The following is a 25,976-nucleotide window of genomic DNA, read 5'->3' on the forward strand; positions in this document are numbered from 1 at the left end:
CGGAAGGCCGATTTTTGACCGATCGCCTACCTGCGGGCGAAGCGTGCCTTCATGATGCGCGCCAGCTGGTCGTGCGGCAAACCGTAGACCTTCACGTTGTTCGCGCCCGTCATCGTTTCGGACGCCACGAGCTGGTTCACGAGCGCCTCTTCCGTCGCCTGAACGGTGGCCGAGAACAGCGCGTTCATGGTGCCGCTGTCGGTATCGTTGATCATCGCGGGAAGACGCGGCGCCCCGCCGAGCGGGATCACGTGGCTCGTGGAGAAGGCGAGCGCGAACTCGCCGGAGAGCGCGCCCGCCGTACTTCCGGTGCGGCCGACGCCGAGCGCCGCACGGCGCGCCAGCCGCTCCAGCTGATGCGGCATCAGCGGCGCGTCGGTGGCGATGACGATCAGCAGCGAGTTCTTGTCCTGCGGCCTCCCCGCATCGGGGCCGAGAACCGCGACCCCGTCCACCTCCGGCCACGCGCCCTTGATCTCCTTGCCGACCGGTACGCCCGCGATGCGGAGGTCGTTGCGGTCGCCGTGGTTCGCCTGCACGAGCACGCCCACGGTATAGCGCTTGTCCCCCGCCGACACGACGCGCGACGCGGTACCGATGCCGCCCTTGAAAGTGTAGGCGATCATGCCCGTTCCCCCGCCGACATTGCCCTCGGCGACCGGGCCGCCCTTGGCGCCGTCGAGCGCCGCGAACACGTGATCGCGCGTGAGGCCGTGGCCGAAGACGTCGTTGAGTCGGCTGTCGAGCGTTTCGGCGACCACGGGGAGCACGCGCGAGAACAGCGCCTCCTCCGGGACCTTGCCGATCGACCAGTCCATCAGGCTCTGATGCACGAGGCCAACGTTGCCCGAGCCGGTGAGCGCGATCGGTCCCAGGAACTGCCCGATCTCGTCGACGAGGTGCATTCCGGTCCATTCGCCGGTACCGTTGATCACGGCCCTGCCCGCCGCGACGCCGTCGATGCTGCCCTTGCCGAGCGGGTGGATGATCGTCACACCGGTGCGGTACGGCCCCTTGCCGATCACCAGCGGACCTTCGCCCGAAATGACCGTGCTGTGGCCGACCTCGACGCCCGCGACATCGGTGATGGCATTCAGCGCCCCCGGCGTGCCCTCGAACGGAACGCCGAGATCGCGCGCGCGCGGCCCGGCGAACGCGGCCGTCGAAACGAGCAGCGCAAGCAGCAGCGGCAGCGCTGCGGCCCACAGTCTTTGCGTCAAAGCCATGGTGTGACCCTCCCTGTCGAACGAAGCCTTCATTGCGCGCGCTCCGCTGCATGAGCACTGCGAAACCGCACGAGCAGCAGCAGGCTCGCCGCCACGAACAGCGAGGGCAGGATCGCGAACGCAAGCCGCACCCCCGTGAGCGCGGATTGAGGCTGCTCGACCACCGTCCCGCTCGACGCGACGAAGCCGGTCCACGACAGCACGGCACCCGTCACCAGGCCGCCGAGGGCAAGGCCCAGCTTCTCGCCCGCCGTCCACAGCCCCGTGAACATGCCCTGCCGGTGGATGCCGGTGGCGCGGGCGTCTGCATCGAGCACATCGGGAAGCAGCGCGAAGGGAAAGAGCTGCTGCCCCGCGAAGGCGAGGCCCATCAGGCAGACCTGCGCATAGAGAAACATATCGCTCGCCCCGCTGTCGCAAAACCAGAGGCCCGCGGTCGCAAGCACCAGCAGCACGCTCGATCCGATATAGGCCCCGACCTTGCCCACGCCGCGGGAGAGCCGCACCCAGAGCGGCATGGCGACGATGGCCGACACGTTGAGGGCGACGAACAGCAGCGTCACCGTGATCCCGGAACCGTCCCGGATGTGCACCGCGTAATAGGGCAGCGCGCCGGAAAAGCATCCGAGGCCCGCCAGTTGCAGCAGATAGGCGGCGAGCAGGAGCAGGAACGGCTTGCACGCCGCCGCCTGCCGCAGCCCTTCGCCGAGCTTGAATTCGGCCGGAACGGACGCCGTCCCGAGCCCGCGCGTCGCGAACACGGGGACGATCATGGCGATGCCGCATATCACGCCGATGGTGAGCGCCATCACCGCGTAGCCCGCCCGCCCGCCGCCGGCGAGGTCCACGAGGAACGGCGCGCCCGCGCCGCCGAGCAGGATGCCCGCCATGGCAAAGCCCATGCGGAACGACATCAGCGTCGTCCGCTCCTCGGGGCTGCGCGAAATCTCGGCGGGCATGGCGATGTAGGGAACCGAGAATACCGCGTAGGCGGTCGCGCAGGCCATGTAGGCCAGCGTCACGTACACGAAACGCTCGAACGGCGTTTCGAACGCGGGCACCGAGAACAGCAGCACGAAGCACAGGCTCATGGTGATGCCGCCGACCAGCATGTAGGGCCGTCGGCGGCCCCAGCGGCTCTGCGTGCGATCGGAAACCATTCCGATCACGGGGTCGATCAGCACGTCCCAGAACTTCGGGATGAACACGGTGATCGCCGCCAGCGCCGGCGAGATGCCGAGAACGCTGGTCATGAAATAGAGCAGCAGCACGCTCGGCACGGTCGAGAACACGCCCGTTCCGAGCGAGCCGACACCGAACGCGGCCATCGTGCCGACGGGCAGGCCGCGCGCCTCCGCCGAAGCCGCCGCACCGCCCATGCCGCGGTTCATCCGGCAGCGCTCAACCGCTGTGCCTCTTCACGAAGCGCGCGCTTGTCCACCTTTCCGATCGGGAGGAGCGGCAAGGTCTCGCGGATCAGGAACGCCTTGGGCACCTTGTAGTTCGCGAGCCGCTCCCCTGCGAACGCGCGAAGCGTCGCCTCGTCCATATCCGCGCCCGCCGCCGGAATCACGAACGCCCAGCCGACCTCGTCGTAGCGCGGATCGGCGACGGGGACAACGGCCGCCGCGGCAACGCCGGGATGCTCCTCCAGCGCGAGTTCCACCTCGCGCGGATAGACGTTGTAGCCGCCCGATTTGAACATCTCCACGACGCGCCCGACGAACCGCCAGTTCCCGTCCGGCAGACTCTGGACCTGATCGCCCGTGCGGAACCAGCCGTCCGCCGTGAAGGCCGCCGCCGTCGCTTCGGGATTGTTGAAATAGCCGAGCATCACGCCGGGGCCGCGGATCTGCACCTCGCCGATGCCGTTCTCGGGAACGGGCACTCCGTCCGCATCGGCGACGCGGTATTCGTTGTCGTGATCGGGGCGGCCGATCGTTTCGGTCAGCAGCGCGAAATCCGCGTCCGGCGGATTGACGCTGTTGATCGACCCGCCCTCGGTGAGCCCGTAGTGCAGGGAGAAGAACCAGCCCTTCCCCACCAGCCGGCGCAGCAGCGGCGCGGGCATCGGCGCGCCGCCCCACGCGACCACCGAAACGCTGCCGAGATCGCGGCGGCCCGCATCCGGATGATCGAACACGGCCTGGTGCATCAGCGGCAGGCCGCCGAGGATCGTGATCCGTTCCCGCTCCACCGTTTCCAGGATTCCGCCCGGATCGAAGGTTTCCATGAACACGATCGTGCCGCCGTCGATCAGGCAGTTTCCGCAAATGTCGGACTGGCAGCCGACATGGTTGGTCGGCAGGTTGCAGATCACGCGGTGCCCGGCGCGCAGGGACTCGCGGCCGACGAACGACTCCGCGAGCGCCTTGTAGGAATGGAAGAAGCCGTCGTGCGACAGCACGGCGCCCTTGGGCTTCCCCGTGGAGCCCGACGTATAGACGATGCTGACGGGATCGCGGCGCGAGGTGCGGTTCAGTCGATCGGCGACACCGGCCGGATCGAGCGCGTCACCCGCCGCGAGGAACGCTTCGAGCGACCGGCTCCTGCCCTCCAGCACGCCCCCGATGGTGACGAGACCTGCGTTTGCCGCCGCATCCCCCGCAAGATCGCCGAGGTCGTCGTCGTAGCGGCGCCCTGCCGGGTCCTCGAGGATCGAAACCAGCAGCTTCGGCCGGCAATCGCCGAGCACGTGGCGCATTTCCTCGCGCCTGTATTTCGGGTTCACGCCCACCCACACCGCACCGGCGCGCATCGCGCCGAGCAGCATCAGGATGAATTCGGGCCGGGGCGTGACGATCATGGCGACGCGGTCGCCCGTCTCCACGCCCGCCGCGATCAGCGCGCGCGCATAGCGGTCGATTTCGCGGTCGAGATCCGCGTAGGTGAGCCGCTGATCGCCGAAGATGACGGCCTCGCGCTCCGGCACCGCCCGCGCGTAGGCGGCGACCGCATCCGGCAGCCGCTCGATGTCCGCAACCAGATCCGGCCCGCTCGGCGCCTGCATCAGGCCTTCTCTCTCGAAATCAGGCCGATCCACTCCGCGACGAGCGCGGGCCGCTCCTGCCCCTCGATCTCGATCGTGTTCTCGGAGGTGATGAGATAGCTGCCGTCCTCGCGCTGCTCGACGCTCTTGATCGACATGCGGTTGCGGAAGCGCGCATTCACCGGAACCGGCGAAATGAACCGCACCCGGTTGAGGCCGTAGTTCAGATCATAGCCGACAACGCCGCCGTCGTGGCGATAGCGGATCGGCGAACAGAGATGGCTCAGCATCGAGAGCGTCTGGAAACCGAACAGGACGGTCTGCCCGAACGGGCTGTGCTCGCGGGCGTAGCCGGGGTCCATGTGCATCGGATCAATGTCGCGCGTCACCCTGCCGAACGCATCGATCTCGTCCTGCGAGATCGAGATCCAGTCGCTGACCAGAATCTCCTGCCCGACGAGCGAGGACAGGGTTTCGACATCATATTCCATCGGTGTCACGCAGCCCTTCCGGTTTCGGGTCGGCGGCATCGACGCTTCGTATCGCAGGCGGACCCGCGCACGAAGGAAACCCCCATCCCGTTCAATACACGCTGCTTACCATGATTGAATTTAAATTCAAGTTTATAAATCGCCATTGCAGGCTATGATTAGAAATTGGTTTCATGGCCGGTTTCCGGTATCACCGGCGCAATCGAGGTTGATCAAGAACGCAATGGCAACAAAGAAAAAAGCCGCGAGTGCAAGACCCGCCGTCGCGCCGCTGGGCCGCAAGGAACGCCGCAACGCCGTCAGCCGGAAACCCGCCGCCCCGCAGACGCAGCGCGGCAACCAGACCCGGGAAAAGCTGAAGGAAGCGACCGTGCGCGTGCTGGAGCGGATCGGCTACCGCGCCATGCGCCTGTCCGACATCGCCTCCGAGGCCGGCGTCAACGTCAGCCTGCTCTACCATTATTTTTCGGGCAAGGCGGACCTCACGCACGAAATCCTCGTGGAGCTGCTCGACAGCCAGCGCTTCCAGGACCTCTCCAGCATGGCCCCCACCAGCGACCCGTTCGAGTCGATCGTGCGCGCCAACAGGGTCATGGTCGCCACCTATTCGCGCACGCCCGGCCTCATGCGGTGCCTGCTGCACTTCGACGAGGAGGAGGCTGAGTTCTCCGAACTCTATCGCAAGGTCAGCGCGGACTGGAGCCTCAAGATCGCGAAGGACATCGCGCGGCGCTGTCCCGGCGTGACGCTCGGCGAGGAGCAGCGGCTGATGATCGCCTACGCTCTCGGCGGCATGGTCGACAATTTCCTGTTCGAGCTTTACGTCGACCGTAATCCCACGCTCGTGAAGGCGTTCGCATCGCCGGACGACGTGGCGCACTTCCTCGCCATCATCTGGTACCGGGCGATCTACCTTGCGAATCCGCCCGCGGAACAGCTGAAGGGCTACGAGGGCTTCGCCAGCCTCAAGCTGATCGCGGGCTGAGCCGTAGGCGTCAGTTCGTCGCGGCCTCGCGCGGGCGTGCGGCGCGCAGCAGGTCGATCGCCCACGGTGCGGGGTTGTGCCCGACCTGGTTCAGCGTTCCGCCGAGGCTGATCCCCGTGCCCGGCTCGTACAGCATGATCGCGCCCCAGAAGCCCGTGTGGCCGAAATAGGAGACGCCGTCCGGCGCCGTCAGACGGGACACGCCGAGTCCCCGCTCCACGACCAGATCGCCGCGCATCTCACGCCACTGCGGCGACGTCATCAACGCCAGCGTTTCCGCCTTGCCGAACAGCCGCCCCTCGCCGAGCGCGCGGATGAAGCGGTTCAGATCCTCGGCCGTCGAGACGACACCGCCGCCCGCCCAGTCGAAGGAGATGTTGAACCGCCCGGTCCGGCCGGGGAAATCGCCGATGTAGAAATCGGCGGCGTTCCCTTCGTAAGGCGCCGTCGCGGGCTTGGCCGCATATTCGAGATAGGTGCGCTTCAGCCCGGGCGGGTCGAACAGGCGCTTGCGATAGGCTTCGTGCAGCGTGTCGCCGGTGAGCTTTTCGATCACCAGCCCGAGGATGATGTAGCCCGTGTCGCTGTAGTGATAGCCTTGCCCCGGTGCGAACAGCCCGTTCGTCGCGCCGCCCTTGTAGTTGAGATAGAAGTTCAGCACCCCCGCCTGCGGATCGTCGGGGCGTGACGGGTCCCAAGGTTTCCAGTTTTTCCCGGTCATCAATGCCGAGACGTCGCAGCCCGGCGTTTCTAGGCATTTGCGGTGCTCGCCAAGCACGCCGAGCAGAACCCCGCCGAAGGAAGACGGCGCGGCATCGCCCCGATTTTGGTCGGACGTGAGGTTCGCGTCATCCATGAAAACGTCGCGAAGGCCGGACTGGTGCGCAAGCAATTGCCGGATCGTCAGCGCGGACCCGTAAGCCCGCCCCTCGAACGTCATCAGACGATCGAGGACGGCGGGCTCGAACACGCCGAGCGATCCGAGCGTGGTTTCGATTCCCTTCGCTCCGAGCTTGCCCTCCTCGAGGAGTTGCAGAATCACCGTCGCCGTCATCGTCTTCGTGACGCTCGCGATCGGAAACTGGTCCTTGGCGGTGATCGTTTCCGGGCGGCCGTCACGGGCCGCACCGACACCCTTGGCGTAGACGAGCGAACGCGCCGGGTCCTCGATGACGACCACGGCATTATGGATGCCGTCGGGCGGCGCGGGCGAAGCGGACGCCAGCGGCAGCGCCTGCATCACGGCATCGAGGCGCGCGGCTTCAGAAGCGGCGGATGTCGACATCCCCGCTGTGCCCGGCGCGCAGGCGGCGGCCAGCATCATGACCGCCAGAACGCCAAATCTGACCTTCCCTATCATCACATCTCCCCCTCTTCCGGACGACGCGGCGACGATACACGTTCGCCGCTCCCGGTGTCCGCCTTGAACCCGGCCACGCGCGCGGCCACGTCGGGATCAATCAGGCTTGCCGCGAGGCTCGCGGTTTCCTCCGTCATGGCCGCTTCGATTCGATCGCGATCCAGCAGGTTGATGGCGCGCTTCAGATTTCGCACGGCCTTCGCAGGACGCGCCGCGATCATCCCGGCAAGCGCGAATGCGGCGTCGAGATGCTGTCCGGTCGGCACCACCTCCGTCACCAGACCCGCATCGCGCAGCGCCGCCCCGTCCAGCGTCTTGCCGGTGAGTATCCAGTCGAACGTGCGCTGCGGGCCGATCAGCCGGGGCAGCAGCGCCGTCACGCCGCCGCTGACGAACATGCCCCACCCGATTTCCGGGAAGAAGGCGCGCGCCTCCTCCGACCAGATCACGGCATCGCAATTGATCACCCATTCGAACCCGCCGCCCACCGCCCATCCGTGCACGGCCGCGATCACCGGCTTCTCGCCGAACATGATCTCCCGGCTCACCTGCTGCATCACGTCGACACGCGCGCGCATCGCCGTTTCGTCCGCATCCGCGGCGGGCAGCTGGTGGGCGGTCAGGTCGTCCCCGGCGCAAAAGGCCCTGCCGTTGCCGTGGAGGACGATCGCGTCGGTCGCGGGATCGGCATTGGCCCCGCGCAGCGCCGCGACGAATGCGTGAACCATCGGCTCGTTGATCGCATTCAGGCATTCGGGCCGATTGAGCGCGATAGCGCTGACCCGTTCGCGGCGGGACAACAGGACTTCCGGCGATGCTGTCAATTCTCGAACCCTCAAACCCGCGGCGCATAGCGGCACGCCGCCCATTCTCGATATTTGATTTTAAATTTAATTTCAAGTAAAGTAACATGCGTTGATTGCGGCGGTGTCGATCGCAGGGCGTATCTCCAACATAAGGGAACCGCCTGCACGTATATGCCGCAATCGGGAGGACATGATGCTGCGCTGAACCGGAATCGGGGGAAAGGCCATCCGGCCTCACCCTGCCACAAAGTCCAGCGTATAAATTGAATATGAATTTATATTCTATACCATGAACGGCGCAAAACAGAGGGGGAACGGAATGTCAGAATCGGTAAATGTTGCGCGCGGCCTGCCCGGCAGGCGCCTGTTGCAGTCGGTGGCCGTGCTGGCGCTGCTGTCGCCCGTTCCGGCCTTCGCCCAGGAAGACGTCACGGGCATCGAGATCATCACCGTCACCGCGCAGAAGCGCACGGAAAGCGTGCAGGACGTGCCGATCGCCATCACCGCCTATTCCGAGGCCGGCCTCGCCGCGCGCGGCATCGACGGGCTTGCCGATCTCGCGCAGAACACGCCCAGCCTCGGCTTCGGCAACTTTTCCGACCTGAAGCTCTCCCCCATCGCGCTGCGCGGCATTTCCGCAAGCTCGGGCTCGGCGGGGCAGGACCCGGCGGTCGGCGTCTATGTCGACGAGGTGTTCATGGGCGGCGGCGTCGGTGCGAACATCGACATGGTCGACGTCGAGCGCGTCGAGGTGCTGCGCGGCCCGCAGGGAACGCTGTTCGGCCGCAACACGGTGGGCGGCGTGATCAGCATCACCACGAAGAAGCCGACGCACGAATTCGAGGGCTATGTCATGGCGGGCTACGGCGACTATGACGCCGTCAACCTGCGCGGCGCCGTCAGCGGCCCCATCATCGCCGACAAGCTGCTCGCCCGCGTCTCCGCGCAATACGAGGACCGCGACGGCTTCACCCGCAACCAGATCGACGGAACGCGCGGCGACGATTCGCACACGTGGAGCCTGCGCGGCCAACTGCTGATGCTGCCCACCGAGAACGCCGAGTTCACGCTCACCGGCGAGTATCGCAAGGTCAAGCAGCGCTCCAAGTATTTCGAGACGCTGAGCTACGACACCGATCAGCTTCTCCCGCAGCTGCTCGAGCTGTTCGAGCTTCCGTTCAACACCGATCCCTTCGACCGCCGCGTCTATTCGGACCTTGCGACGAAGGAGACGCTGAAGGCATGGGCCGTCTCGTTCAACGCCAACATTGATTTCGGCGGCGTCGATTTCACCAGCATCACCTCATACCGCGAGCACGAGTATGACAATATCGGCGACACCGACATGTCGCCGCTGCGCTGGCTCTACGACGGCGACCCCGAGAACGTCTGGCGGTTCAGCCAGGAGCTGCGCCTCGCCTCGAAGGGCGACACGGCGTTCAGCTGGATCGCCGGCCTCTATTATTTCCACCAGACCAGCCGGAACCTCAGCTTCGTGCGGCTCGGCGAGGACCTTGCCGAACTGCTCGAGGTTCCCGCGATGGACATCGGCTCCGACGCCGACATGAAGCTCGACAGCTACGCCGCCTACGCGAGCCTTTCCTACAAGTTCACGGACCGGCTCGAAGCGACTCTCGGCGGGCGCTTCACCCATGAGAAGAAGTCGATCCTCTATTCGCAGTTCGATCCGCTCGCGCTGCTCGGCGGACAGGTCGACGGCCTGCGCGGAAAGGACACGTGGAAGGCGTTCACGCCGAGCTTCAACGTCCGCTATCATTTCAATCCGTCGGCGATGGCCTATGCCACCGTCAGCCGCGGCTTCAAGAGCGGCGGCTTCAACGACGCGCTGGGTGATGCCAACGGCATCAGCTACGATCCCGAATATATCTGGAACTACGAGATCGGCGCGAAGATGAGCCTGCTCGAAAACCGCCTGCGCATCAACGTGGCGGCGTTCGCGATGGAATGGACGGACATCCAGATCTCCGCCGACGATCCCAACACCCTGCCCTTCGATCCGCGCACCAGCAACGCCGGCAAGGCGCACTCGCGCGGCGTCGAGCTGGAGATCACGGCCGTGCCGGTGCCCGCGCTCGAACTCGGCTTCAATCTGGCGCTGACCGACGCCGCCTACGACGAGGGCACCGTGCCGACCGCGCCGGGCAGCCCGGAAATCCCGCTTGCCGACCTGCCGCGCGCGCCGGAGACCCGCTTCGGGGCGAACGCCCAGTACACGGTGCCGCTCGGCGACCTGTCGCTCACCCTGCGCGCCGACTATCTCTACGAGCGCGGCACCGATCTCCTGCCCATCAAGGACCCTGCCGGGAAGGTCGGCACGGTCGGCCTGCTGAACGGCCGCATCACGCTCGCGGGCGGGGACGACCGCTGGTCGATCGCGCTGTGGGGCAAGAACCTGACCGACAAGACCTACAAGACGCGCCTGTTCGACCTCTCGAATCAAACGCTTGTCGGGCAGCAGCTCATCGTGCTCGGCGCGCCGCGCACGTTCGGCGTGGAAGCGCGCTTCAACTTCTAGCCTATGATCCTCTGGACGGAGAAAACCTGAATGCTCGAAACGATGTGTTCCCCGCAAGGTGCGCAGGCGAACGGCTGGCGGAGGGCCGTTCTGCCGCTCCTCGTGAGCGTCGCGCTGCTCGGCGCCGATGCCCTGTATGCCGAGGCGAACGCCGGAGCGCTTCCCGCCGACGTCACCGCCCGCATCGACGACATCATCACCCGGCGCATGGAGGCAGCCCCCTTCCCCGGGCTTGCCATCGCGATCGAACGCAAGGGCGAGCTGGTCTACGCCAAGGGTTTCGGCAAGGCCGATATCGAGCAGGACGTGCCGGTCACAGTCGATACGGTGTTCCCGATCGGGTCCATCACCAAGTCCTTCACCGGCCTCGCGCTCGCGCAGCTCGTCGCGGGCGGCAAGGTCTCGCTGGACGAGACCGCGGGCCATTATCTGCCCGATCTGCCGGAGCCTGCGCGCGGCGTGAAGGTCCGCAACCTGCTCGACCACACGGGCGGCCTCGTCAACTACACGGACCAGCCGGACTTCCCCTACAACGCGCGCAAGGAATTCACCCGCGAGGAGATGGTCGGCTACTTCGCGGGCAAGCCGCTGATGTTCGAGCCGGGAACGGCGTGGAGCTATTCGAACTCCGGCACCTACCTCATCGGCCTCATCATCGAGAAGGTTTCGGGCGTCACCTATGACGAATACGTCCGCACGCACATCCTCGAACCGTTCGGCATGACGAAGTCGCTGTACACGGACTGGACGCGCCTCGTCCCGCACCGCGCCCACGGCTACAAGATGGGCAAGGACGGCTGGCAGAACGCCCTGCAATACGATCCGACCGTACCCTTCTCGGCAGGCGCGATCATGTCGACGGTCGGCGATCTGCTGAAATACCGCCGCGGCGTGTTCGCGTCGGACGAGACCAGCCAGGCGGTACGCGACCTCATCCTGAAGCGCGACACGCTCGCGGACGGGACCGAGCTCATGTACACGCTCGGCTGCCTCGTCACGACCCGCTTCGAAGGCCGCCGCAAGATCGCCCACGCCGGCGACATCTACGGCTTTTCGGCCTATTACGCCTATTATCCCGACGACGACGTCGTCATCACCATCACCACCAACAACCAGGGCGGCGCCTTTCCGCCGCTCAGCATCGAGCAGAAGGTCGCGCGCGAAGTGCTCGGCGTGGCGCAGCCGGTCGTCAAGGCCCTGCCGGTCCCGTCCGATCTCGGCGCGCGCGTCTCCGGCGACTATCGTTTCGCGCCGTACCGCTTCGGGCCGGAAGTGCACGGCTTCACCTTCAAGGACGGCGCGCTTTCCCTGAACTTCGGCGGAACGACGTCGGGCGGCCCCGTGCTGCCGCTTCTGTATCAGGGCGCGGGCCGCTTCGTCTCCGCCGTCGACGACGAGCACAATGTCGTCTTCAAACCCGGCAAGCGCGGCAAGCCCGGAACGCTGACGATGGAGTATTACGGCGGCACGTTCCGCGCGCAGCAGACGGCACCGGCGGCAGCGAAGTAATCGCCGCAAAAAAATGAAAGGCCGGGGAAGAAATTCCCCGGCCTTTTTTGTCTCGGCAACGCGCGCCCGCTAGAAAGTGAAGCGGGCTTCCACGCCGTAGGTCCGCGGCGCGGCGAGCGACTGCACCGCCTGCCCCCCGATGATCACGCCGTCGTTGCGGTAGAGCGCGTAATCCTTGTTGGTGAGGTTGCGCCCCCACAGGAACAGCGACCAGCCCTGTTCGCTCCCGATGCCGATGCGGCCGTTGAGCAGCGTCACGTCGCCTTCGGAATGGGCGTTGTCCGGCCCGAAGAAGATGCGGCTGCGATGCGTCAGGTCGCCGCGCAGCGTCAGCGACAGCGTGTCGGTCAGCGGCGCCTCGTACTGCGCGCCGAGACTGACGTTGTGCTTGGGCGCCTTCACCATCGTGTTGCCGGTGAAATCGTCGCCGCCCGGCGTGGCGTTCGCATAGTCGCGGAACTTCGCGTCGAGATAGCTGTAGTTGAGGCTGACGTCGAAGCCGCTCACGGGCCGCGCGGTCAGCTCAAGCTCGATGCCCTTGCTGCGCGCGCGCGCCGCGTTCGACGTCTGGAACTGCGGCAGGCCGCCCACCAGCTCCAGTTGGTTCACCTGCAGGTCCTTGTAGCGGAGGTAATAGGCCGCCGCGTTGAAGCGCAGGCGGTTGTCGAGCAGGTCGGATTTGAGGCCGATCTCGTAGCTCGTCACGAACTCCGGGTCATACTCGGCATCGTCCGTGAGCGTCACCGAAAACACGTTGTACCCGCCCGACTTGAAGCCGCGGCTGACGCTCGCATAGGTGAGAACCTTGTCGGTCCACTTGTAGTTGAGGCTCAGCGACGGCGAGAAATCATCTTCCGATCGGCTGAAGCTGCGCTCGGGCATCGTCGCCTGCAGCAATTCGAACGGGTCGCCGATCTGGCTGTGGATGACCTTCTTCTTCTCCCACGTGTAGCGGAGACCCGCGGTGATGCTGAACGCATCCGTCACTCGATAAACCGCCTGGCCGAACCCGGCGATGCTTTCCGATTTCACGGTCGCGAAGATGTTGCCGACGACCTGCTCCGGATAAATGCCCAGGTCCGGGCCGATCACGGCGGCGGCATTGGTCGCGAGACGCTGGTGGAAATAATAGACGCCGAACACATAGGTCAGCGGGCCGCTGTCCGGCGAGGCGAAGCGGATTTCCTGGCTGAACTGGTTCTGATCCTCGCTGATACCCGAAGCGAGCAGATCGAGCGCCGTGTAATCATTGTCCGCCAGATTGTACCACTGGAACTCGCGGTAGGCAGTGATGCTCGTCAGCTTGCCGCCGCCGAGCGACCAGTTGATTTCGCCCGACGCGCCGAACGTGTCGCGGTTCTGGACCGTGTCCAGATTCTGCACCACCTGACGGTCCCAACCGTCCGGATCGGCAAGCGGCGTGCCGGTGAGATCGCCGTTGTCGGTGATGTCGATGGCGCCGGAGTTCGTCCGGTCGCGCGATGCGTCGACACGCACCACCAGCTCGAAGTCGTCGGTCTCGCTGTAGACCGCGGTCAGGCGGCCCGAGAGCAGATCGACGTCGTCGAGATCGGTTCCCGTCATCAGGTTCTTCACCAGCCCGTCGCGGCGGTCGATACCGCCCGAGATGCCGACGTAGAACTTGCCCGGAACCACCGGCCCGCTCACCGATGCGCTCGCCCGTACGGCGTCATGATTCCCGTAGCTTGCGCTGATGTCGCCGCGAAGGTCGTCGCCCGGCTTGCGCGTGATGAAGTTGATCGCGCCCGCGATGGTGTTCTTGCCGTAGAGCGTGCCCTGCGGCCCGCGCAGCACCTCGATGCGTTCGAGGTCGTAGAGGCTGTTGTTGATCGTCGTCGGGCGGCCCATGTAGACGCCGTCGACGTAGACGCCGACGCCCTGATCGACACCGGGGTTGTTCGTTTCCGAAACGATGCCGCGAATGGAGATCGACGTCCCCCGAAGCTCGCGCATGTCAATGTAGACGCTGGGCAGCGAGGTCGCGAAATCCTCGAGACGGCCGATGCCCTGGTCCTTGATGGCCTCGGCCGACAGCGCGGAAACCGAGATCGGCACGTCCTGGATCGATTCCGCCCGCTTCTGCGCGGTGACGATGATCTCTTCCAGCTCGACCGCCTGTGCAAACGCAGGTGTCGCCACCCCGGCAGCGCCCAAGCAGGCCGCCGAGCACAAAAGCGTGCGCTTCAAAACATCCATCTTGTATCCCCTCTGTCCCATGCGCCGATTCGGCCACCGATTCAGCTGACGTCTCCCGTCGCCAAGCGCCGCCGTGCGCCTGTCGAGGCGCCGTCGGTATGGTCCGGATCATTCTCTATTTTGAAATTGAATTCAAGTTGATTATTGTTCGATAGAGATGATCGTTTCCGAATGACCAAAGAACCGGCCTCCGAAGGACATGAGACAGCATCAAAAAGCGCGAGGACGCGCACGCTCGGCTGATCGCGCCCGGCTGATTCAGGGCATGACGCCGTGCCGGAGCGCGGGCTGCGCGGGCGCCGTCCTGCGCGCCAGCGTCTGGTCGAGGACCCGGATCAGGCGCGGCCGCGTCTCGCGCGGGTCGATCACGTCGTCGATGTTCAGCTTCGACGCGGCATGGAACGGCCCGGCGCAGCGCGCATAGTTCGCCGTCAGGTCGCGGATGAGCGCCTGCGGATCGTCGGCGGCCTCGATCTCGCGGGTGTGCGCGGCGAGCACGGAGCCGCCCGGCGGCAGCGAACCGAAGTCGGCGGTCGGCCATGCCAGGATCATCGACTGCTCCGCCTCCGCGCCGCCCATGGCGACGGCGCCGAAGCCGAAGGCCTTGCGGACGACCACGGTGATGCGCGGCACGGCGGACCACGCGATCGCATAGCTGAGCGCGAGGCCCGCGCGCAGTGTCCCCTCCTGCTCCGCCTTCGGCCCCGGCATCACGCCGGGCACGTCCTGCAGGAAGATGATCGGGATGTGATAGGCTGAGCACAGGTCCACGAAATGCCGCGCCTTGTTCGCCGCCTGCGCGGTGATCGCCCCGGCGGAGACCATCGGCTGGTTCGCGATGATCCCGACCGAATGGCCGCCGAGGCGGGCAAGGCCGGTCACGATCATGCGCGCGAAGTCCGGTTTGATCTCGAAGAAACTGTCTCTGTCCACGACGCCGAGGATCAGTTCCTTCATGTCATACGGCAGCCGCGGATTTTCCGGGATGATGCTCGCCAGCCGCTCGTCCATCCGGTCGGCGGGATCGTCGCAGGCCAGCCGCTCGGGATAGGCGTAGGCGTTCTGCGGGAAATAGGAGAGGAAGCGCCGCGCCATGTCGATTGCCGCGTCCTCGGTCGACGCGGCATTATCGGCGACCCCCGAGATCCGGCAATGCACCCCCGCGCCGCCGAGGTCTTCGGGGGACACGCTCTGGCCGGTGGCGGACTTCACGACCGGCGGCCCGGCTGCGGCGAGCATGGCGGTGCCTTCCACCATGATGATGAATTCGGCGAGGCTGCTGAGCAGCGCCGAATCCCCCGCGCTCGGCCCCATCACGATCGCCACCTGCGGCGCGATGCCGGACAGGCGCGCCAGCGTCAGCAGGTGCGAGGCTTCCGGCAGCCCTTCCCCGATCATCTCCTGCGCGCGGGCGCCGGCGCCATCCTGCAGCCAGATCACCGGTAGACGCTCGCGCAGCGCGAGGTCGGCGATGCGGTGCTTCTTGCGGCCGTGGTTGAGGCCGTAGGTGCCGCCATGCACCGTGAAGTCCTCGGCGGCCACGCAGACGTGGCGGCCGTCAATCGTCCCCGTCCCGATGATCACGCCGTCCGCGGGCGTCACCTCGTCCGCCGTCTGCGCGTAGCCGATCGGGCTGACATGCGAGGCGAGCTGGCCGTATTCGAGGAAGCTGCCCGGATCGAGCAGCATGGCGATCCGCTCGCGCGCCGTGCCCTTGCCACGATCCCGCTGCCGGCGGATCTTGTCCTCCCCGCCCATCGCCAGCGCCCGCGCCCGCCGCGCCCGCAGCTCCTCGATCGCTTCAGCCATGCCCATCGTCATCGCTCCCATGCCGGACTGCAAAGGGCTCAACATTGATTCAACTTAAATTCAAGTTCTGTTAAATGAGAGTGCCGCGGGTGCAAACGTCAGCGGGCGCAGGAGGTGGCGGGTTCCATGGAGGCCAGGGTCTGCGTCGCCATCAGCGCCTCGAGCGCCGCGCCGTTACGCGCCTGCGGCAGGATGGTGCGGACGAGCACGATGCCCTTCTCGGAGGGCGCCGCGACGACACGGTCGCCTTCGCAGGGAACGAAACTGTCGCCCGTCCTCGTGATGACGACCGACACGATGTCGCCGCTCACCTGCCGATCGTTGACGACGTAGAAGCTGTCCGTGTTGTAGGCGGTGAGCGCGATCGACCAGTAGGGCGCACCGCGGGACACGGCGGCGCGGATCCGGACGGGATGGCGGCTGACGTCGTAGATCGCGAACGACGAGAGATTGTCCGGATTGTCGAGCGGCACGATGTCCTTGGGCGCACGCTTTATCTTGCCGTGATAGAGCCGGTTGTCCTCGAAGGTCTTGCCGACCGCCTTGCCGGCACGCCCCGCAATCCTGCGGCCCGCGGTCGTGGTTTTCCGCTCCATCATTCGGCCTTGAGCAGGAGCGACGAATAGGTGCCGCTGTCGATGTTGGCGCCGCATACGATGATGCCGACGCGCTTGCCGCGGCACATCCCGCTGAGCGGGCCCACGGCCGCAGCCGTGGCGGCGGCGCCGGCAGGCTCCACGGCGAGCTTCACGTCCTCCATCAGCAGCTTCATCGCGTTTTCAAGCTGCTGGTCCGAGACGAGGACGATGTCTTCCACGTACTGCCGGCAGACCGAAAAGCTGTAGGGCAGCGCGCGCGGCGCGCCGAGGCTGTCCGCGATCGTCGCCACCTTTTCGATGCCGACGGGCGCACCGGCCCGAAACGAGCGGTACATCGTGTCCGCGCCTTCCGGCTCCACGCCGAACACCCGGCATCGGGGCAGGCGCTGCCGCACCGCCGCCGCGACTCCCGAGCACAGCCCGCCGCCGCCGACCGGCACGATCACCACGTCGAGGTCCGGCACCTGTTCGACGAGCTCGTGGCCGAGCGTCGCCGTGCCCAGCGTCGTGTGATAGCCCTCGAAGGGGTGCACGATCGCCCGGCCTTCCTCGCGCGCGATCCGCTCGGCCGTTTCGAAGGCCTCGTGGATCGTTGCCGCGCTGATGATCGTGGCGCCGTGCGCGGCGCACTGCCGCCTGCGGAACGGATTCGCCGTGTCCGGGATGACGACCTTCGCATCGACGCCCGCGAGCCGGGCGGCGAAGGAAACCGCGATCGCGTGGTTGCCGCCGCTCGCCGCGACGACGCCGCGCCGCCGGCTTTCGGCATCGAGGCTTTCCAGAACGGAGAGCGCGCCTCTCAGCTTGAACGTGCCGGTTTTCTGGAAGAGCTCGAGCTTGAACGCCACGGGCGTGTCCGCCCCGAGCAGTGCGTCGCGCGCGGGTCCCCACCATTCGAGGACGGGAGTCCGCACGACCTTGCCGCGCTGCCGCTCGAACTCGGCCGCGATGGCATCCAGTGCGGGTGCGTGTTCCGTCGTCAAAGTCCCCTCCCCTTCAGGCTTCCCACTCGGTGTTGCCGCAAACGCCGATGCTCTGGCCCGTCACCTGCGCCGCCGCATCGGAGGCGAGGAACGCAACCATTTCGGCAACCCCCTTGGGGTCGATCATCGTCCGAAGCGAAATGAACCGCGTCATCTCTTCGCGCACCTCCGCCTCGCTGATACCCCTTGCCGCCGCCTGCCGGGCGAACAGCCGGGCGACATCGTCCGACACGGCGACATCCGCCAGCGTTCCGGAGAGGCCCCTGTTCGCGGCAAGGGCGTCCGCAAGCGCATCGGCGGCGACGTCGCAGACATGAACGGCGGCGCCCTGCGCGATCATGCAGCGCGCGATATCGAGCCCGAGGCCCGAGGCGCCGGCCGTGACGATGGCTGTTTTCCCCCCCGAAGCATTGCGATCTCGTGCCCTACCTTACAGGCCGCACGGCATTCTGCCAGTACGGCGCCCTCAGTTCACGCTTCAGGATTTTCCCCGACGTGTTTCTCGGCAGCGTATCGACGAACTCGATCCCGCGAACGGCAGTGTGCAGGGGCACGTGACGTCGAGCGGTTTCAGCCCGACGCTCGCGCGCACGATCGCAATGGCGATGATCGTCGCCGGCCGCAGCCGTTTCGACGAGGTGGTCGCGGCCGACGTGGACGGCCGCCGGGTCAGGGCGCGTATCGCCCCGCTCTCGTTCTACGACACGGAAAACACCCGTCTCAAGGATTGAGCGCGTCCCGCAGCGACAGCAGGAGTTCGGCGGCGGCAAGATCCTCGAGCGCGAGCCCCACCGATTTGAAGACCGTGACGTCGTCGGCGCCGGCGCGTCCTTTCGCGCGCCCCGCGAGCACATCCGGCAGCAGCGCGATGTCCTCGCGCCGCAATGCGCCGGCTTCGATCGGCTGAACGAGATCGCCCGCCGTATCGAGCGCGCCGGGGCCGTCGGCGACCACGCGCGCCCGCGCCATGACTGCATTGTCCGCCTCGCGCATCGTCGGCGTGAACCCGCCGACGAGATCAATATGCGTGCCGGGGCGCACCGAGGCGCTGCGCACCAGCGGCTCGCCCGACAGCGTGGCGACGCTGACGATGTCCGCCTGCCCGACAGCCGCATCGAGATCGGCCGCGACCTGCACGGCAATCCCCTCGCCCGAAAGCTGGCGGGCCATGACGTCCGCGGCCTCCGGCCGGCGCCCCCAGACAAGGATGCGCTCCGGCTTCAGGACGGCGGCATAGCATCGGCAAAGGGCGTGGCCGACCTGCCCGGTCCCCACGACCAGCAACGTCGACGCGTCGGGCCGCGCAAGCGTTCTCGCCGCGAGAACCGAGGCGGCAGCCGTGCGGCGCTCGGTCAGCGCCGGGCCGTCGATGATCGCGCGCGGGTCGCCCGTCGCTGCATCGAGCGCAACGTAGAGCGCGCGCACCGCGCCGCCGGGACGCGCCGCCAGCGCCGGATGCACGGTGGCAAGTTTCACGCCGATCAGGCCGCGCGGATTCACCGCCGGCATGACGAGGAAATGCTGATCGGCGTTTTCGCCGAATGTGATGACTGTCCGTTCGGGTGCGATCGGCGGGTTCAGAAATGCGTCCCTCAGCGCATCGACAAGTGCCGGAAAGGCAAGCAGGCGGTTCACGGACACTGCATCCGCAAAGGGAATCGCGTGCATGGAAAAGCTCCTCGTCAGCGCTGGGTGCAGATGCGTGATCTGGATCAAAGGCCGATGGGGTCGTCAATCGAAAAAGTACATTTCTGTATTGAACTCGCGAGGCGAACTCCGCACGGACATTCGCCCTTCCCTACGCGTTGCCGCGACGGCGGCGGGTCTCCCAGCCCTTCTTCGCGGCCGCCGAGCGGTCGGCGGCGCTGCGCGCGGCGGAGGCTGCGCCGCCCTTGCGGCCGCCTTTCCGCGACGACACGCGGCTCTCCGCCTTTCCGCGTCCCGAGCCGGATTTCTTGCCGCCGCCCGATTCCTTGTTGACCGTCGCCCATGCGCGCCGCTCCGCCTCCTCGTGGCTGACGCCGCGCTCCTCGTAGCCCTCCTCGATATGCCGGGCCTTGCGCTTCTGTTTGTCCGTGTAGCTGCTCTTGTCGCCGCGGGGCATGGCTTCTCTCCTGCTGCACGCCCCCTTCTGAAGCCTCACAACGCCGCCCGGCGATTTTGGTTCATCGCCGCCCGTCAGTCCGCGAAATCCTCGGCGCGGTCCCCCATCAGGAACCTCGGTCCCGCGCCTGCGCGCGCCGCCCGGTCGCCGGGATTGTAGAGTGCGCAGTGTTTGAGCGAGAGGCAGCCGCAGCCGATGCAGCCGTCGAGAAGGTCGCGCGTGCGTTCGAGGAGCGCGATCCGCGCATCGAGCGCCTTGCGCATCCGGCGGCTGATCCGTGTCCAGTCCGCCTGCGTCGGCACGCGGCCGCCCGGCAGCGTCGCGAGTTCCGCCTCGATCTCCGTCAGCGTCAGCCCGAGGCGCTGCGCGATCAGCGCGAAGGAAAGCCGCCTTATGTCGGAGCGGAGAAAGCGGCGCTGGTTGCCGCCGGTACGCAGCGGGCTCACCAGCCCGCGTTCCTCGTAGAAGCGGATCGCCGAAACGCTGAGCCCGGTGCGCCGGGCGAGTTCGCCGATGGTGAGTGTCGTCTGTGCCATCCCGCGAGCCTTCCAAATCACGCTTGACCTCAAGTTAGCTTGAGGTTGTACGACTCGCAAGGACGGCACCCACCGGGTGCGCTGACCAAGGAGAAAATCATGGCTTTTCCGAGAATTGAGCACGTGAACGTAACCGTCACCGATCCCGAGCGCGCTGCGCGGCTGATGGAGGCGCTGTTCGACTGGAAGGTCCGCTGGCAAGGCCCGGCGCGCGACGGCGGCCGCGCGATCCACGTCGGTTCGGACGTGCATTACATCGCGCTCTACACCGACGCGAACGCTACCTACACCGAGGAGGATTTCGTGAAGGGCCGCCCGCTCAACCACATCGGCGTCGAGGTCGACGATCTCGATGCGACGGAGGCGCGCGTGATCGCGGCGGGCCTCGTGCCGTTCAGCCACGGCGACTACGAGCCGGGCCGCCGTTTCTATTTCTTCGATCCCGACGGCATCGAGTACGAGGTCGTCAGCTACGGCTGAGGCTGCGCGTCCGCCGCGTCCCGCCACCCGCCGCCGAGCGCCTTCACCAGCGCGACATGCGCCTGGAAGGCCGCGACGTGCGCGCGGTTCGCCGCGCGGTCTGCGGCGCTGTACTGCGACTGCGTGGTGAGCAGCGTGACAAGGTCGTCCTCGCCCGCGCGGTAACGCTGCCGCGCGAGGTCGAGCGCTGCCGCGCTCTGCTGCCGGGCAGCATCGAGGTCGCGTGCGGCGGCGCGCGCGGCGGCGTATCGGTTGATCGCCGTTTCGCTGTCCGTGAGCGCGCCGAGCACCGCCTTCTCGTAGCTGATGGCGGCGGCGTCCGCCCGTGCATCCGCGGCGCGGATCTGCGCGCGGATGCGCCCGCCCGCGAAGATCGGCCAGTGCAGCGCCGGGCCGAACTGGAAGCGCGTGCTGCCGCCCGCGTCGAGATCACCGGCATTTCGCGCCTGCTGCCCGATGCTGCCGATCAGCGTGAGGCGCGGGAACAGGTTCGCGGTCTCGACGCCCACGTCCGCCGTCGCCGCCGCCAGCGCCGCCTCCGCCGCTGCGACGTCCGGGCGTCGGCGCAGCATGTCCGACCGCAATCCGGCAGCCACGAGATCCGGCGGCGTGGGCAGCGGCGCCGGGGTATCGAGTTGTTCGCGCCACCCTTCCGGCGGACGCCCGGTGAGCAGCGCGAGGCGATAGACCGCGCCGCGCACCGACGCCTCGAGGTCCGGGATCGCGGCTTCGGCGCCGAGCGCCTGCGCGTCGGCGCGCGCATCGTCGAAGCGCGCGGCATCGCCCGCCTCGTAGCGCTGGCGCACCAGCCGGGCGATGCCGCGCTGCGCCTCGGCGTCGCCCCGCACGCTGGCGAGTTCCGCCTGCGCGCCGCGCAGGTCGGCGTAGGTGCGCGCCACTTCGGCGACGACCTGCAACCGCGTCTCGCGCCGCCGCGCATCCGCCGCCGCGACGCGCCGCGCGGCCGCCTCGACGGCGCGTCGCGTGCCGCCCCACAGGTCGATTTCCCACGAGGCGTCGAAGCCCGCGTCGAACAGCGAGAACTCCCGCGCGAATCCCGGAATCGACGCCACCGGCAACTGCCCGTTCTCGCTGAGCCGCTGGCGCGTCGCGGAAGCGTTCGCCGCGACGTCGGGAAGCGCGCGCCCGGCGGCGGCGTCCCGCAGCGCCCGCGCCTCGCGCAGCCGCGCGTCCGCCTCGCGCACGTCGAGGTTCGCCGATACCGCCGCCTCGATGAGCGCGGCGAGCACCGGGTCGCCCATCGCGCGCCACGGTTCGGGATCGACCGCGCCGCCGGCGGCGGGCTCCACCCACTCGGCGCCGGACGCGACCGTGGGCCGTGCGTAGTCCGGCCCCACGGTGCAGGCCGCGAGCGGAACGAGAACGAGGATATTGAGCTTGCGCATCCGTCTACTCCATGCGCGATCGGAAAAGCAGGGCGGCGGCGGTGATCGTTCCCGCCGCGATCAGCACGAGCGGCCACGTGTTGGCGAACACCTCCGCGGCGGGCATCCCCTTCAGGAACACGCCTTCGGAGATGGTGAGGAACCACGTCGGCGGGTTGGCATGCGCGACGATGCGCAGCCAGCCGGGCATGTTGTCGACGGGGCTCGCATAGCCCGACAAAATCGTGAGCGGCACGGTCGCGAGGAACATGCCGAGGAACGCCTGCTGCTGCGTGGCCGAGAGCGTCGAGATCAGCATCCCGATCCCGGTGAGCGCGAGCAGGTAGAACACGAGCGCGATGTAGAACGACACCAGCGAGCCCGTGAGCGGCACGCCGAACACGGTCGGCACCAGCACGACGAACAGCGTGACGTTGAGCAGCCCGATCAGCACCGGCGGCACCATCTTGCCGACGAGGATTTCGTGGATCCTGAGCGGCGAGACCATCAACTGGTCGAACGTGCCGAGTTCATGCTCACGCGCGACCGATTGCGAGACCGCCGCGAGCGAGGAGACCGCGGCGATGATGGCGATGAGCGCGGGCATCACGAACCAGAGATAGTCGAGGTTCGGGTTGAACCAGTGCGTGACGGCGGAGCCGCCCGCGATCCCGGCGCGGCTGCCCGCGACCTCCGCGCCGACCTCCCCCGCGATGCGCTCGACATAGCCCGAGACGATCTGCGCGGCGTTCGACCGCCGCCCGTCGTAGACCGCGCCGATGACCGCGCCCCGCCCCGTCGCGACATCCGCCGAGAAGCGCGAATCGAAACGCAGCGCCGCGATCACCTGCCGCCGGTCGATCGCGCGGCGGAGATCGGCGTCGGAGGCGAGCGGCACGACCTCGGCGACGTTCGGGCTTCCGGCGACCCGCGCCACGACCTCGTGGCTCCAGACGCCGCCGTCGTAGTCGAGCACGCCGACGCGGATGTTGGTGACTTCGAGCGTCGAGGCGAAGCCGAACAGGAACAATTGCAGCAGCGGCGGCACGATCAGCGTGATGCGCGCGCGCGGGTCGCGGAGGATCGCCCACAGCTCCTTGACGATGATCGCCTTCAGCCGCGCGCCGATCATGCGATCCGCCGTTTCGTCACGCGCACGCACAGCGCGAACAGCACGATCCCGAACACGAGCAGTATGCCCATGTTGGGCAGGAACAACCCCCAGTCGTCGCCCGCGACGAACACCGTCTGGAGCTGCGGGATCAGGTAGCGCGCGGGCACGATGTAGGTGAGCGCCTGAACGGGAACCGGCATCGAGGAAATCTCGAACAGGAATCCCGAAAGCAGCATCGTCGGCAGGAACGCCGTCAGCAGCGCCACCTGGCTCGCGACGAACTGGTTCTTGAACGCCGCCGAGATCAGCAGCCCCTGCCCCAGCGCCGGGATCAGGTACACGGAGGAAATCGCCAGCAGCGCGAGCGCGCTCCCCCGGAACGGCACGCCGAACAGCAGGATGGCAAGCACCGTGCACAGCGCCATCGAGCCGAGCCCCAGCGCGAAATAGGGAATCACCTTGGTCAGGATGAATTCGCCCATGCCGATCGGCGTCGCCATCAGCGCCTCCATGGTGCCGCGTTCCCATTCGCGCGCGATGACGAGCGCGGTGAGCAGCGAGCCGATCATCGTCATCACCACGGCGATCGAGCCCGGCACGAGGAAGAAGCGGCTGGCGAGTTCGGGATTGAACCAGAAGCGCGCCGACACCGAGATCGGCGGCGTCGCCGACAGCCCCGCGTCCCCGGCGCGCGCCGCCGCCCATGTCGCGCGCACGCCCTCCGCATAGGCGGCGATGAACGTCGCGGTGTTCGGCAGCGAGCCGTCCGTCACGATCTGGATGGTGCCGCCGCCGCGCGCCGCCGCCCTGCCGAAATCCTGCGGGATCACGACGATGCCGCGGATGCGCCCCGCCACCAGGTCGCGGCGAAGCTCCGTCATGCCGCCCACGGCGACGACATCGAAGAAGCGGGATTGCTGGAAGGTGCCCGCGAGGCTCGACGCCGCCGCGCCGCCGTCCTGCTGCGAGATGCCGATCCGCGTGCGCGAGGCGTCGAGATTGACGCCGTAGCCGAACAGGAACAGCAGCAGCAGCGGCAGCACGAACGCGATCAGGAACGTCGAGGGATCGCGCACGATCTGGTAGGTTTCCTTGATCAGCATCGCGCGGAAGCGGCGCAGCCCGATCTCCATCACGCCGCCTCCCGCTGCGCGTCCGAGGCCTCGATCAGCGCGACGAAGGCGTCCTCCATCGTCGCGTCGGCCGTCCCCGCCATCGTCTTCAGCTCGTCCGGCGTCCCGGTCGCGATCTGCCGCGCGCGGTAGATGAGCGCGATGCGGTCGCAATATTCCGCCTCTTCCATGAAGTGCGTGGTGACGAGCACCGTGACGCCCTTCTCGACGAGCCCGTTGATGTGCGTCCAGAATTCCCGCCGCACGATCGGGTCGACGCCCGACGTCGGCTCGTCGAGGAACAGCACCGGCGGTTCGTGCAGCACGGCGCAGGCGAGCGCCAGCCGCTGCTTGTAGCCGAGCGGCAACGCGTCGCTGTTGTCCTTGAGGTAGCGTTCGAGGTGGAAGATCTCGACGGCGCGCTCGATGGCGGTTCGCGCGCCGCTCCCCGAAAGGCCGTAGGCGCCCGCGAAGAAATCGAGGTTCTGCCGGACGCTGAGATCGCCGTAGAGCGAGAACTTCTGCGCCATGTAGCCGAGCGACTGGCGCGCGTCGGCGCGTGCTTTGCGCAGGTCGTTCCCGGCGACGGAGCCCGTGCCGCCGCTCGGCGTCAGGAGACCGCAAAGCATCTTGAACGTCGTCGACTTGCCCGCGCCGTTCGGCCCCAGCAGCCCGAACACCTGGCCGCGCGGCACGCGGAAGCCGATGTCCTCCGCCGCCGTGAAATCGCCGAAGCGCTTGGTGAGCCCGTTCGCCTCGATGGCGGCGTCATCGCTTTGGGCGATCTCGCGGTAGTTCACGGCGAGCGCCAAGGTGCCCTTCGGCCCGCCGCCGAGCAGGTCGATGAACGCGTCCTCGAACCGCGGTTCCGCCGCAACCACGGTCTCTCCCGCCGCGCCGCCGATCGCCTCGGCGGGCGGAACCGCGCTCCCGTCGCGCAGCATCAGGCGGATCGCGCCGCCCTGCACCGTGCCGTCGATGACGTCCGGGTGGTCGAGCGCCTCCCGCAGCGCGCGGCGGCGGCGCGCTTCCGGGACGGCGACCCGCACGATGCGGCCGCGCACCCGGTCGGTGAGCGCGGCGGGCGCCCCGGCATGAAGCAGCTTGCCCTCGCTCAGCAGGAACACCGTGTCGCAGCGCTCCGCCTCGTCGAGATAGGCGGTGGACCACAACACGCCGATGCCCTCGCCCGCGAGGCTCCGCACCATCGCCCAGAGTTCGCGGCGCGACACCGGATCGACGCCGACGCCCGGCTCGTCGAGCAGCAGCAGCCTCGGCGCGCGGACCAGCGCGCAGGCGAGGCCGAGCTTCTGCTTCATGCCGCCGGAGAGCTTGCCCGCGAGCCGCTGCTGGAAGCGCTCGAGGTCGGTGAAGTCGAGGAGCTGGCCGAAGCGTTCGGCGCGCTCCGCCGTCGGCAGGCCGCGAAGGTCGGCGTAGAGATCGAGGTTCTCGCGGACGCTGAGGTCCTCGTAGAGCCCGAAGCGCTGCGGCATGTAGCCGATCGCGCTGCGGTCCGTGCGCGTCGCGGGCAGCCCGCCGACCAGCACCTCGCCCGCATCGGGTTCGACGAGGCCCGCAAGAACGCGGATCAGCGTCGTCTTGCCCGCGCCGTCCGGCCCGACGAGGCCGGTCATGCACCCCGCCGCCACGGCGATGTCGACGCCGTCCAGCGCCGGGGCGGCGTCCGCGCCGAAGCGCTTGACGACCCCGCGCGCGGTGGCGACCGCCGTCATCG

At 67.6% G+C, this 25,976-nt stretch carries 23 protein-coding genes; 5 read left to right on the forward strand and 18 right to left on the reverse strand.

Features of this window, described 5'->3' with window-relative positions; genetic code table 11:
• Nucleotides 1-26: 26 nt before the first annotated feature.
• Genes PE061_RS21350 through PE061_RS21365 form a run of 4 tightly spaced genes read right to left on the reverse strand, consistent with a single transcriptional unit; the run spans nucleotide 27 to nucleotide 4,706 of the window.
• Nucleotides 27-1,226, reverse strand: coding sequence for a P1 family peptidase (locus PE061_RS21350; protein ID WP_271257147.1), 1,200 nt, complete (start codon nucleotides 1,224-1,226; stop codon nucleotides 27-29).
• Nucleotides 1,227-1,255: 29 nt separating this feature from the next.
• Entirely contained in the window at nucleotides 1,256-2,617 is a 1,362-nt protein-coding gene (locus PE061_RS21355) for an MFS transporter (RefSeq protein WP_271257148.1), read from the reverse strand.
• Complete coding sequence (locus tag PE061_RS21360; protein WP_271257149.1) at nucleotides 2,614-4,236, reverse strand: class I adenylate-forming enzyme family protein; 1,623 nt, start codon at nucleotides 4,234-4,236, stop codon at nucleotides 2,614-2,616. The genes PE061_RS21355 and PE061_RS21360 overlap by 4 nt, the downstream gene beginning before the upstream one ends.
• Nucleotides 4,236-4,706: a MaoC family dehydratase gene (locus PE061_RS21365; protein ID WP_271259260.1), complete on the reverse strand. Its 471-nt coding sequence runs from the start codon at nucleotides 4,704-4,706 to the stop codon at nucleotides 4,236-4,238. Before PE061_RS21365 ends, PE061_RS21360 begins: the two co-directional genes overlap by 1 nt.
• Nucleotides 4,707-4,929: 223 nt before the next feature.
• Here PE061_RS21365 and PE061_RS21370 point away from each other — a divergent pair, with 223 nt between their 5' ends.
• Nucleotides 4,930-5,691, forward strand: a complete 762-nt coding sequence (locus PE061_RS21370; RefSeq protein ID WP_271257150.1) for a TetR/AcrR family transcriptional regulator — start codon at nucleotides 4,930-4,932, stop codon at nucleotides 5,689-5,691.
• Between the two features lie 10 nt (nucleotides 5,692-5,701).
• Here the strand turns inward: PE061_RS21370 and PE061_RS21375 are convergent, their stop codons facing one another.
• On the reverse strand, nucleotides 5,702-7,051 hold the full coding sequence (locus tag PE061_RS21375) for a serine hydrolase domain-containing protein (protein ID WP_271257151.1): 1,350 nt from the start codon (nucleotides 7,049-7,051) through the stop codon (nucleotides 5,702-5,704).
• Nucleotides 7,051-7,920, reverse strand: a complete 870-nt coding sequence (locus PE061_RS21380; RefSeq protein WP_271257152.1) for an enoyl-CoA hydratase/isomerase family protein — start codon at nucleotides 7,918-7,920, stop codon at nucleotides 7,051-7,053. Before PE061_RS21380 ends, PE061_RS21375 begins: the two co-directional genes overlap by 1 nt.
• 256 nt (nucleotides 7,921-8,176) lie before the next feature.
• On the opposite strand from PE061_RS21380, the gene PE061_RS21385 reads away from it, so the two are divergent.
• Both PE061_RS21385 and PE061_RS21390 read left to right on the forward strand, forming a co-directional pair.
• Nucleotides 8,177-10,393 (forward strand): TonB-dependent receptor, encoded by a 2,217-nt coding sequence (locus PE061_RS21385; RefSeq protein WP_271257153.1) that lies wholly within the window; start codon nucleotides 8,177-8,179, stop codon nucleotides 10,391-10,393.
• A 30-nt stretch (nucleotides 10,394-10,423) separates the two neighbouring features.
• Nucleotides 10,424-11,902, forward strand: a complete 1,479-nt coding sequence (locus PE061_RS21390; RefSeq protein ID WP_271257154.1) for a serine hydrolase domain-containing protein — start codon at nucleotides 10,424-10,426, stop codon at nucleotides 11,900-11,902.
• A gap of 69 nt (nucleotides 11,903-11,971) precedes the next feature.
• Here the strand turns inward: PE061_RS21390 and PE061_RS21395 are convergent, their stop codons facing one another.
• From PE061_RS21395 to PE061_RS21415, 5 genes are all read right to left on the reverse strand, one after another.
• Nucleotides 11,972-14,062 (reverse strand): TonB-dependent receptor, encoded by a 2,091-nt coding sequence (locus PE061_RS21395; RefSeq protein WP_271257155.1) that lies wholly within the window; start codon nucleotides 14,060-14,062, stop codon nucleotides 11,972-11,974.
• A gap of 315 nt (nucleotides 14,063-14,377) precedes the next feature.
• A complete protein-coding gene (locus PE061_RS21400; protein WP_271257156.1) occupies nucleotides 14,378-15,928 on the reverse strand; it encodes an acyl-CoA carboxylase subunit beta in 1,551 nt (516 codons plus the stop codon).
• A gap of 98 nt (nucleotides 15,929-16,026) precedes the next feature.
• The gene (locus PE061_RS21405; protein ID WP_271257157.1) at nucleotides 16,027-16,527 is read right to left on the reverse strand and encodes a DUF1254 domain-containing protein; all 501 of its coding nucleotides are present in this window, start codon (nucleotides 16,525-16,527) and stop codon (nucleotides 16,027-16,029) included.
• Entirely contained in the window at nucleotides 16,524-17,510 is a 987-nt protein-coding gene (locus tag PE061_RS21410) for a threonine/serine dehydratase (protein ID WP_271257158.1), read from the reverse strand. Before PE061_RS21410 ends, PE061_RS21405 begins: the two co-directional genes overlap by 4 nt.
• Nucleotides 17,511-17,523: 13 nt before the next feature.
• A complete protein-coding gene (locus tag PE061_RS21415) occupies nucleotides 17,524-17,850 on the reverse strand; it encodes an SDR family oxidoreductase (RefSeq protein WP_271257159.1) in 327 nt (108 codons plus the stop codon).
• Nucleotides 17,851-17,896: 46 nt separating this feature from the next.
• On the opposite strand from PE061_RS21415, the gene PE061_RS21420 reads away from it, so the two are divergent.
• A complete protein-coding gene (locus PE061_RS21420; RefSeq protein WP_271259261.1) occupies nucleotides 17,897-18,241 on the forward strand; it encodes a glycine cleavage T C-terminal barrel domain-containing protein in 345 nt (114 codons plus the stop codon).
• Here PE061_RS21420 and PE061_RS21425 read toward each other — a convergent pair.
• The 3 genes from PE061_RS21425 to soxR form a co-directional block, all read right to left on the reverse strand.
• On the reverse strand, nucleotides 18,231-19,178 hold the full coding sequence (locus PE061_RS21425) for a hypothetical protein (protein WP_271257160.1): 948 nt from the start codon (nucleotides 19,176-19,178) through the stop codon (nucleotides 18,231-18,233). The genes PE061_RS21420 and PE061_RS21425 overlap by 11 nt on opposite strands.
• A gap of 130 nt (nucleotides 19,179-19,308) precedes the next feature.
• Nucleotides 19,309-19,614, reverse strand: coding sequence for a plasmid stabilization protein (locus PE061_RS21430; RefSeq protein WP_271257161.1), 306 nt, complete (start codon nucleotides 19,612-19,614; stop codon nucleotides 19,309-19,311).
• Between the two features lie 74 nt (nucleotides 19,615-19,688).
• A complete protein-coding gene (gene soxR, locus PE061_RS21435) occupies nucleotides 19,689-20,150 on the reverse strand; it encodes a redox-sensitive transcriptional activator SoxR (RefSeq protein WP_271257162.1) in 462 nt (153 codons plus the stop codon).
• A gap of 99 nt (nucleotides 20,151-20,249) precedes the next feature.
• Between soxR and PE061_RS21440 the strand changes: the two genes are divergently transcribed.
• Nucleotides 20,250-20,630 (forward strand): VOC family protein, encoded by a 381-nt coding sequence (locus tag PE061_RS21440; RefSeq protein WP_271257163.1) that lies wholly within the window; start codon nucleotides 20,250-20,252, stop codon nucleotides 20,628-20,630.
• Here the strand turns inward: PE061_RS21440 and PE061_RS21445 are convergent.
• The 4 genes from PE061_RS21445 to PE061_RS21460 are packed head-to-tail and all read right to left on the reverse strand — an operon-like array spanning nucleotide 20,621 to nucleotide 25,974.
• Nucleotides 20,621-22,036, reverse strand: a complete 1,416-nt coding sequence (locus tag PE061_RS21445) for an efflux transporter outer membrane subunit (RefSeq protein WP_271257164.1) — start codon at nucleotides 22,034-22,036, stop codon at nucleotides 20,621-20,623. The two genes, PE061_RS21440 and PE061_RS21445, sit on opposite strands and share 10 nt — an antisense overlap.
• A gap of 4 nt (nucleotides 22,037-22,040) precedes the next feature.
• Nucleotides 22,041-23,147 (reverse strand): ABC transporter permease, encoded by a 1,107-nt coding sequence (locus PE061_RS21450; RefSeq protein ID WP_271257165.1) that lies wholly within the window; start codon nucleotides 23,145-23,147, stop codon nucleotides 22,041-22,043.
• Complete coding sequence (locus PE061_RS21455; protein WP_271257166.1) at nucleotides 23,144-24,262, reverse strand: ABC transporter permease; 1,119 nt, start codon at nucleotides 24,260-24,262, stop codon at nucleotides 23,144-23,146. Before PE061_RS21455 ends, PE061_RS21450 begins: the two co-directional genes overlap by 4 nt.
• The gene (locus tag PE061_RS21460; RefSeq protein WP_271257167.1) at nucleotides 24,262-25,974 is read right to left on the reverse strand and encodes an ATP-binding cassette domain-containing protein; all 1,713 of its coding nucleotides are present in this window, start codon (nucleotides 25,972-25,974) and stop codon (nucleotides 24,262-24,264) included. The genes PE061_RS21455 and PE061_RS21460 overlap by 1 nt, the downstream gene beginning before the upstream one ends.
• Nucleotides 25,975-25,976 lie beyond the last annotated feature (2 nt).

It is taken from the genome of Sphingosinicella microcystinivorans (genome assembly GCF_027941835.1).
In the GTDB taxonomy this organism is placed as follows: Bacteria; Pseudomonadota; Alphaproteobacteria; order Sphingomonadales; family Sphingomonadaceae; genus Sphingosinicella.

Bases quoted from the DNA above. Each gene is read 5' to 3' on its own strand.
- PE061_RS21400 (WP_271257156.1), bottom strand. From the start codon at position 15,928: ATGGCTGAAGCGATCGAGGAGCTGCGGGCGCGGCGGGCGCGGGCGCTG.
- PE061_RS21370 (WP_271257150.1), top strand. From the start codon at position 4,930: ATGGCAACAAAGAAAAAAGCCGCGAGTGCAAGACCCGCCGTCGCGCCG.
- PE061_RS21425 (WP_271257160.1), bottom strand. From the start codon at position 19,178: ATGCACGCGATTCCCTTTGCGGATGCAGTGTCCGTGAACCGCCTGCTT.
- soxR (WP_271257162.1), bottom strand. From the start codon at position 20,150: ATGGCACAGACGACACTCACCATCGGCGAACTCGCCCGGCGCACCGGG.
- PE061_RS21420 (WP_271259261.1), top strand. From the start codon at position 17,897: ATGGCTGTTTTCCCCCCCGAAGCATTGCGATCTCGTGCCCTACCTTAC.
- PE061_RS21450 (WP_271257165.1), bottom strand. From the start codon at position 23,147: ATGATCGGCGCGCGGCTGAAGGCGATCATCGTCAAGGAGCTGTGGGCG.
- PE061_RS21390 (WP_271257154.1), top strand. From the start codon at position 10,424: ATGCTCGAAACGATGTGTTCCCCGCAAGGTGCGCAGGCGAACGGCTGG.
- PE061_RS21360 (WP_271257149.1), bottom strand. From the start codon at position 4,236: ATGCAGGCGCCGAGCGGGCCGGATCTGGTTGCGGACATCGAGCGGCTG.
- PE061_RS21445 (WP_271257164.1), bottom strand. From the start codon at position 22,036: ATGCGCAAGCTCAATATCCTCGTTCTCGTTCCGCTCGCGGCCTGCACC.
- PE061_RS21365 (WP_271259260.1), bottom strand. From the start codon at position 4,706: ATGGAATATGATGTCGAAACCCTGTCCTCGCTCGTCGGGCAGGAGATT.
- PE061_RS21440 (WP_271257163.1), top strand. From the start codon at position 20,250: ATGGCTTTTCCGAGAATTGAGCACGTGAACGTAACCGTCACCGATCCC.
- PE061_RS21460 (WP_271257167.1), bottom strand. From the start codon at position 25,974: ATGACGGCGGTCGCCACCGCGCGCGGGGTCGTCAAGCGCTTCGGCGCG.
- PE061_RS21415 (WP_271257159.1), bottom strand. From the start codon at position 17,850: ATGATCGCGCAGGGCGCCGCCGTTCATGTCTGCGACGTCGCCGCCGAT.
- PE061_RS21405 (WP_271257157.1), bottom strand. From the start codon at position 16,527: ATGATGGAGCGGAAAACCACGACCGCGGGCCGCAGGATTGCGGGGCGT.
- PE061_RS21380 (WP_271257152.1), bottom strand. From the start codon at position 7,920: ATGGGCGGCGTGCCGCTATGCGCCGCGGGTTTGAGGGTTCGAGAATTG.
- PE061_RS21375 (WP_271257151.1), bottom strand. From the start codon at position 7,051: ATGATAGGGAAGGTCAGATTTGGCGTTCTGGCGGTCATGATGCTGGCC.
- PE061_RS21385 (WP_271257153.1), top strand. From the start codon at position 8,177: ATGTCAGAATCGGTAAATGTTGCGCGCGGCCTGCCCGGCAGGCGCCTG.
- PE061_RS21350 (WP_271257147.1), bottom strand. From the start codon at position 1,226: ATGGCTTTGACGCAAAGACTGTGGGCCGCAGCGCTGCCGCTGCTGCTT.
- PE061_RS21455 (WP_271257166.1), bottom strand. From the start codon at position 24,262: ATGGAGATCGGGCTGCGCCGCTTCCGCGCGATGCTGATCAAGGAAACC.
- PE061_RS21430 (WP_271257161.1), bottom strand. From the start codon at position 19,614: ATGCCCCGCGGCGACAAGAGCAGCTACACGGACAAACAGAAGCGCAAG.
- PE061_RS21355 (WP_271257148.1), bottom strand. From the start codon at position 2,617: ATGAACCGCGGCATGGGCGGTGCGGCGGCTTCGGCGGAGGCGCGCGGC.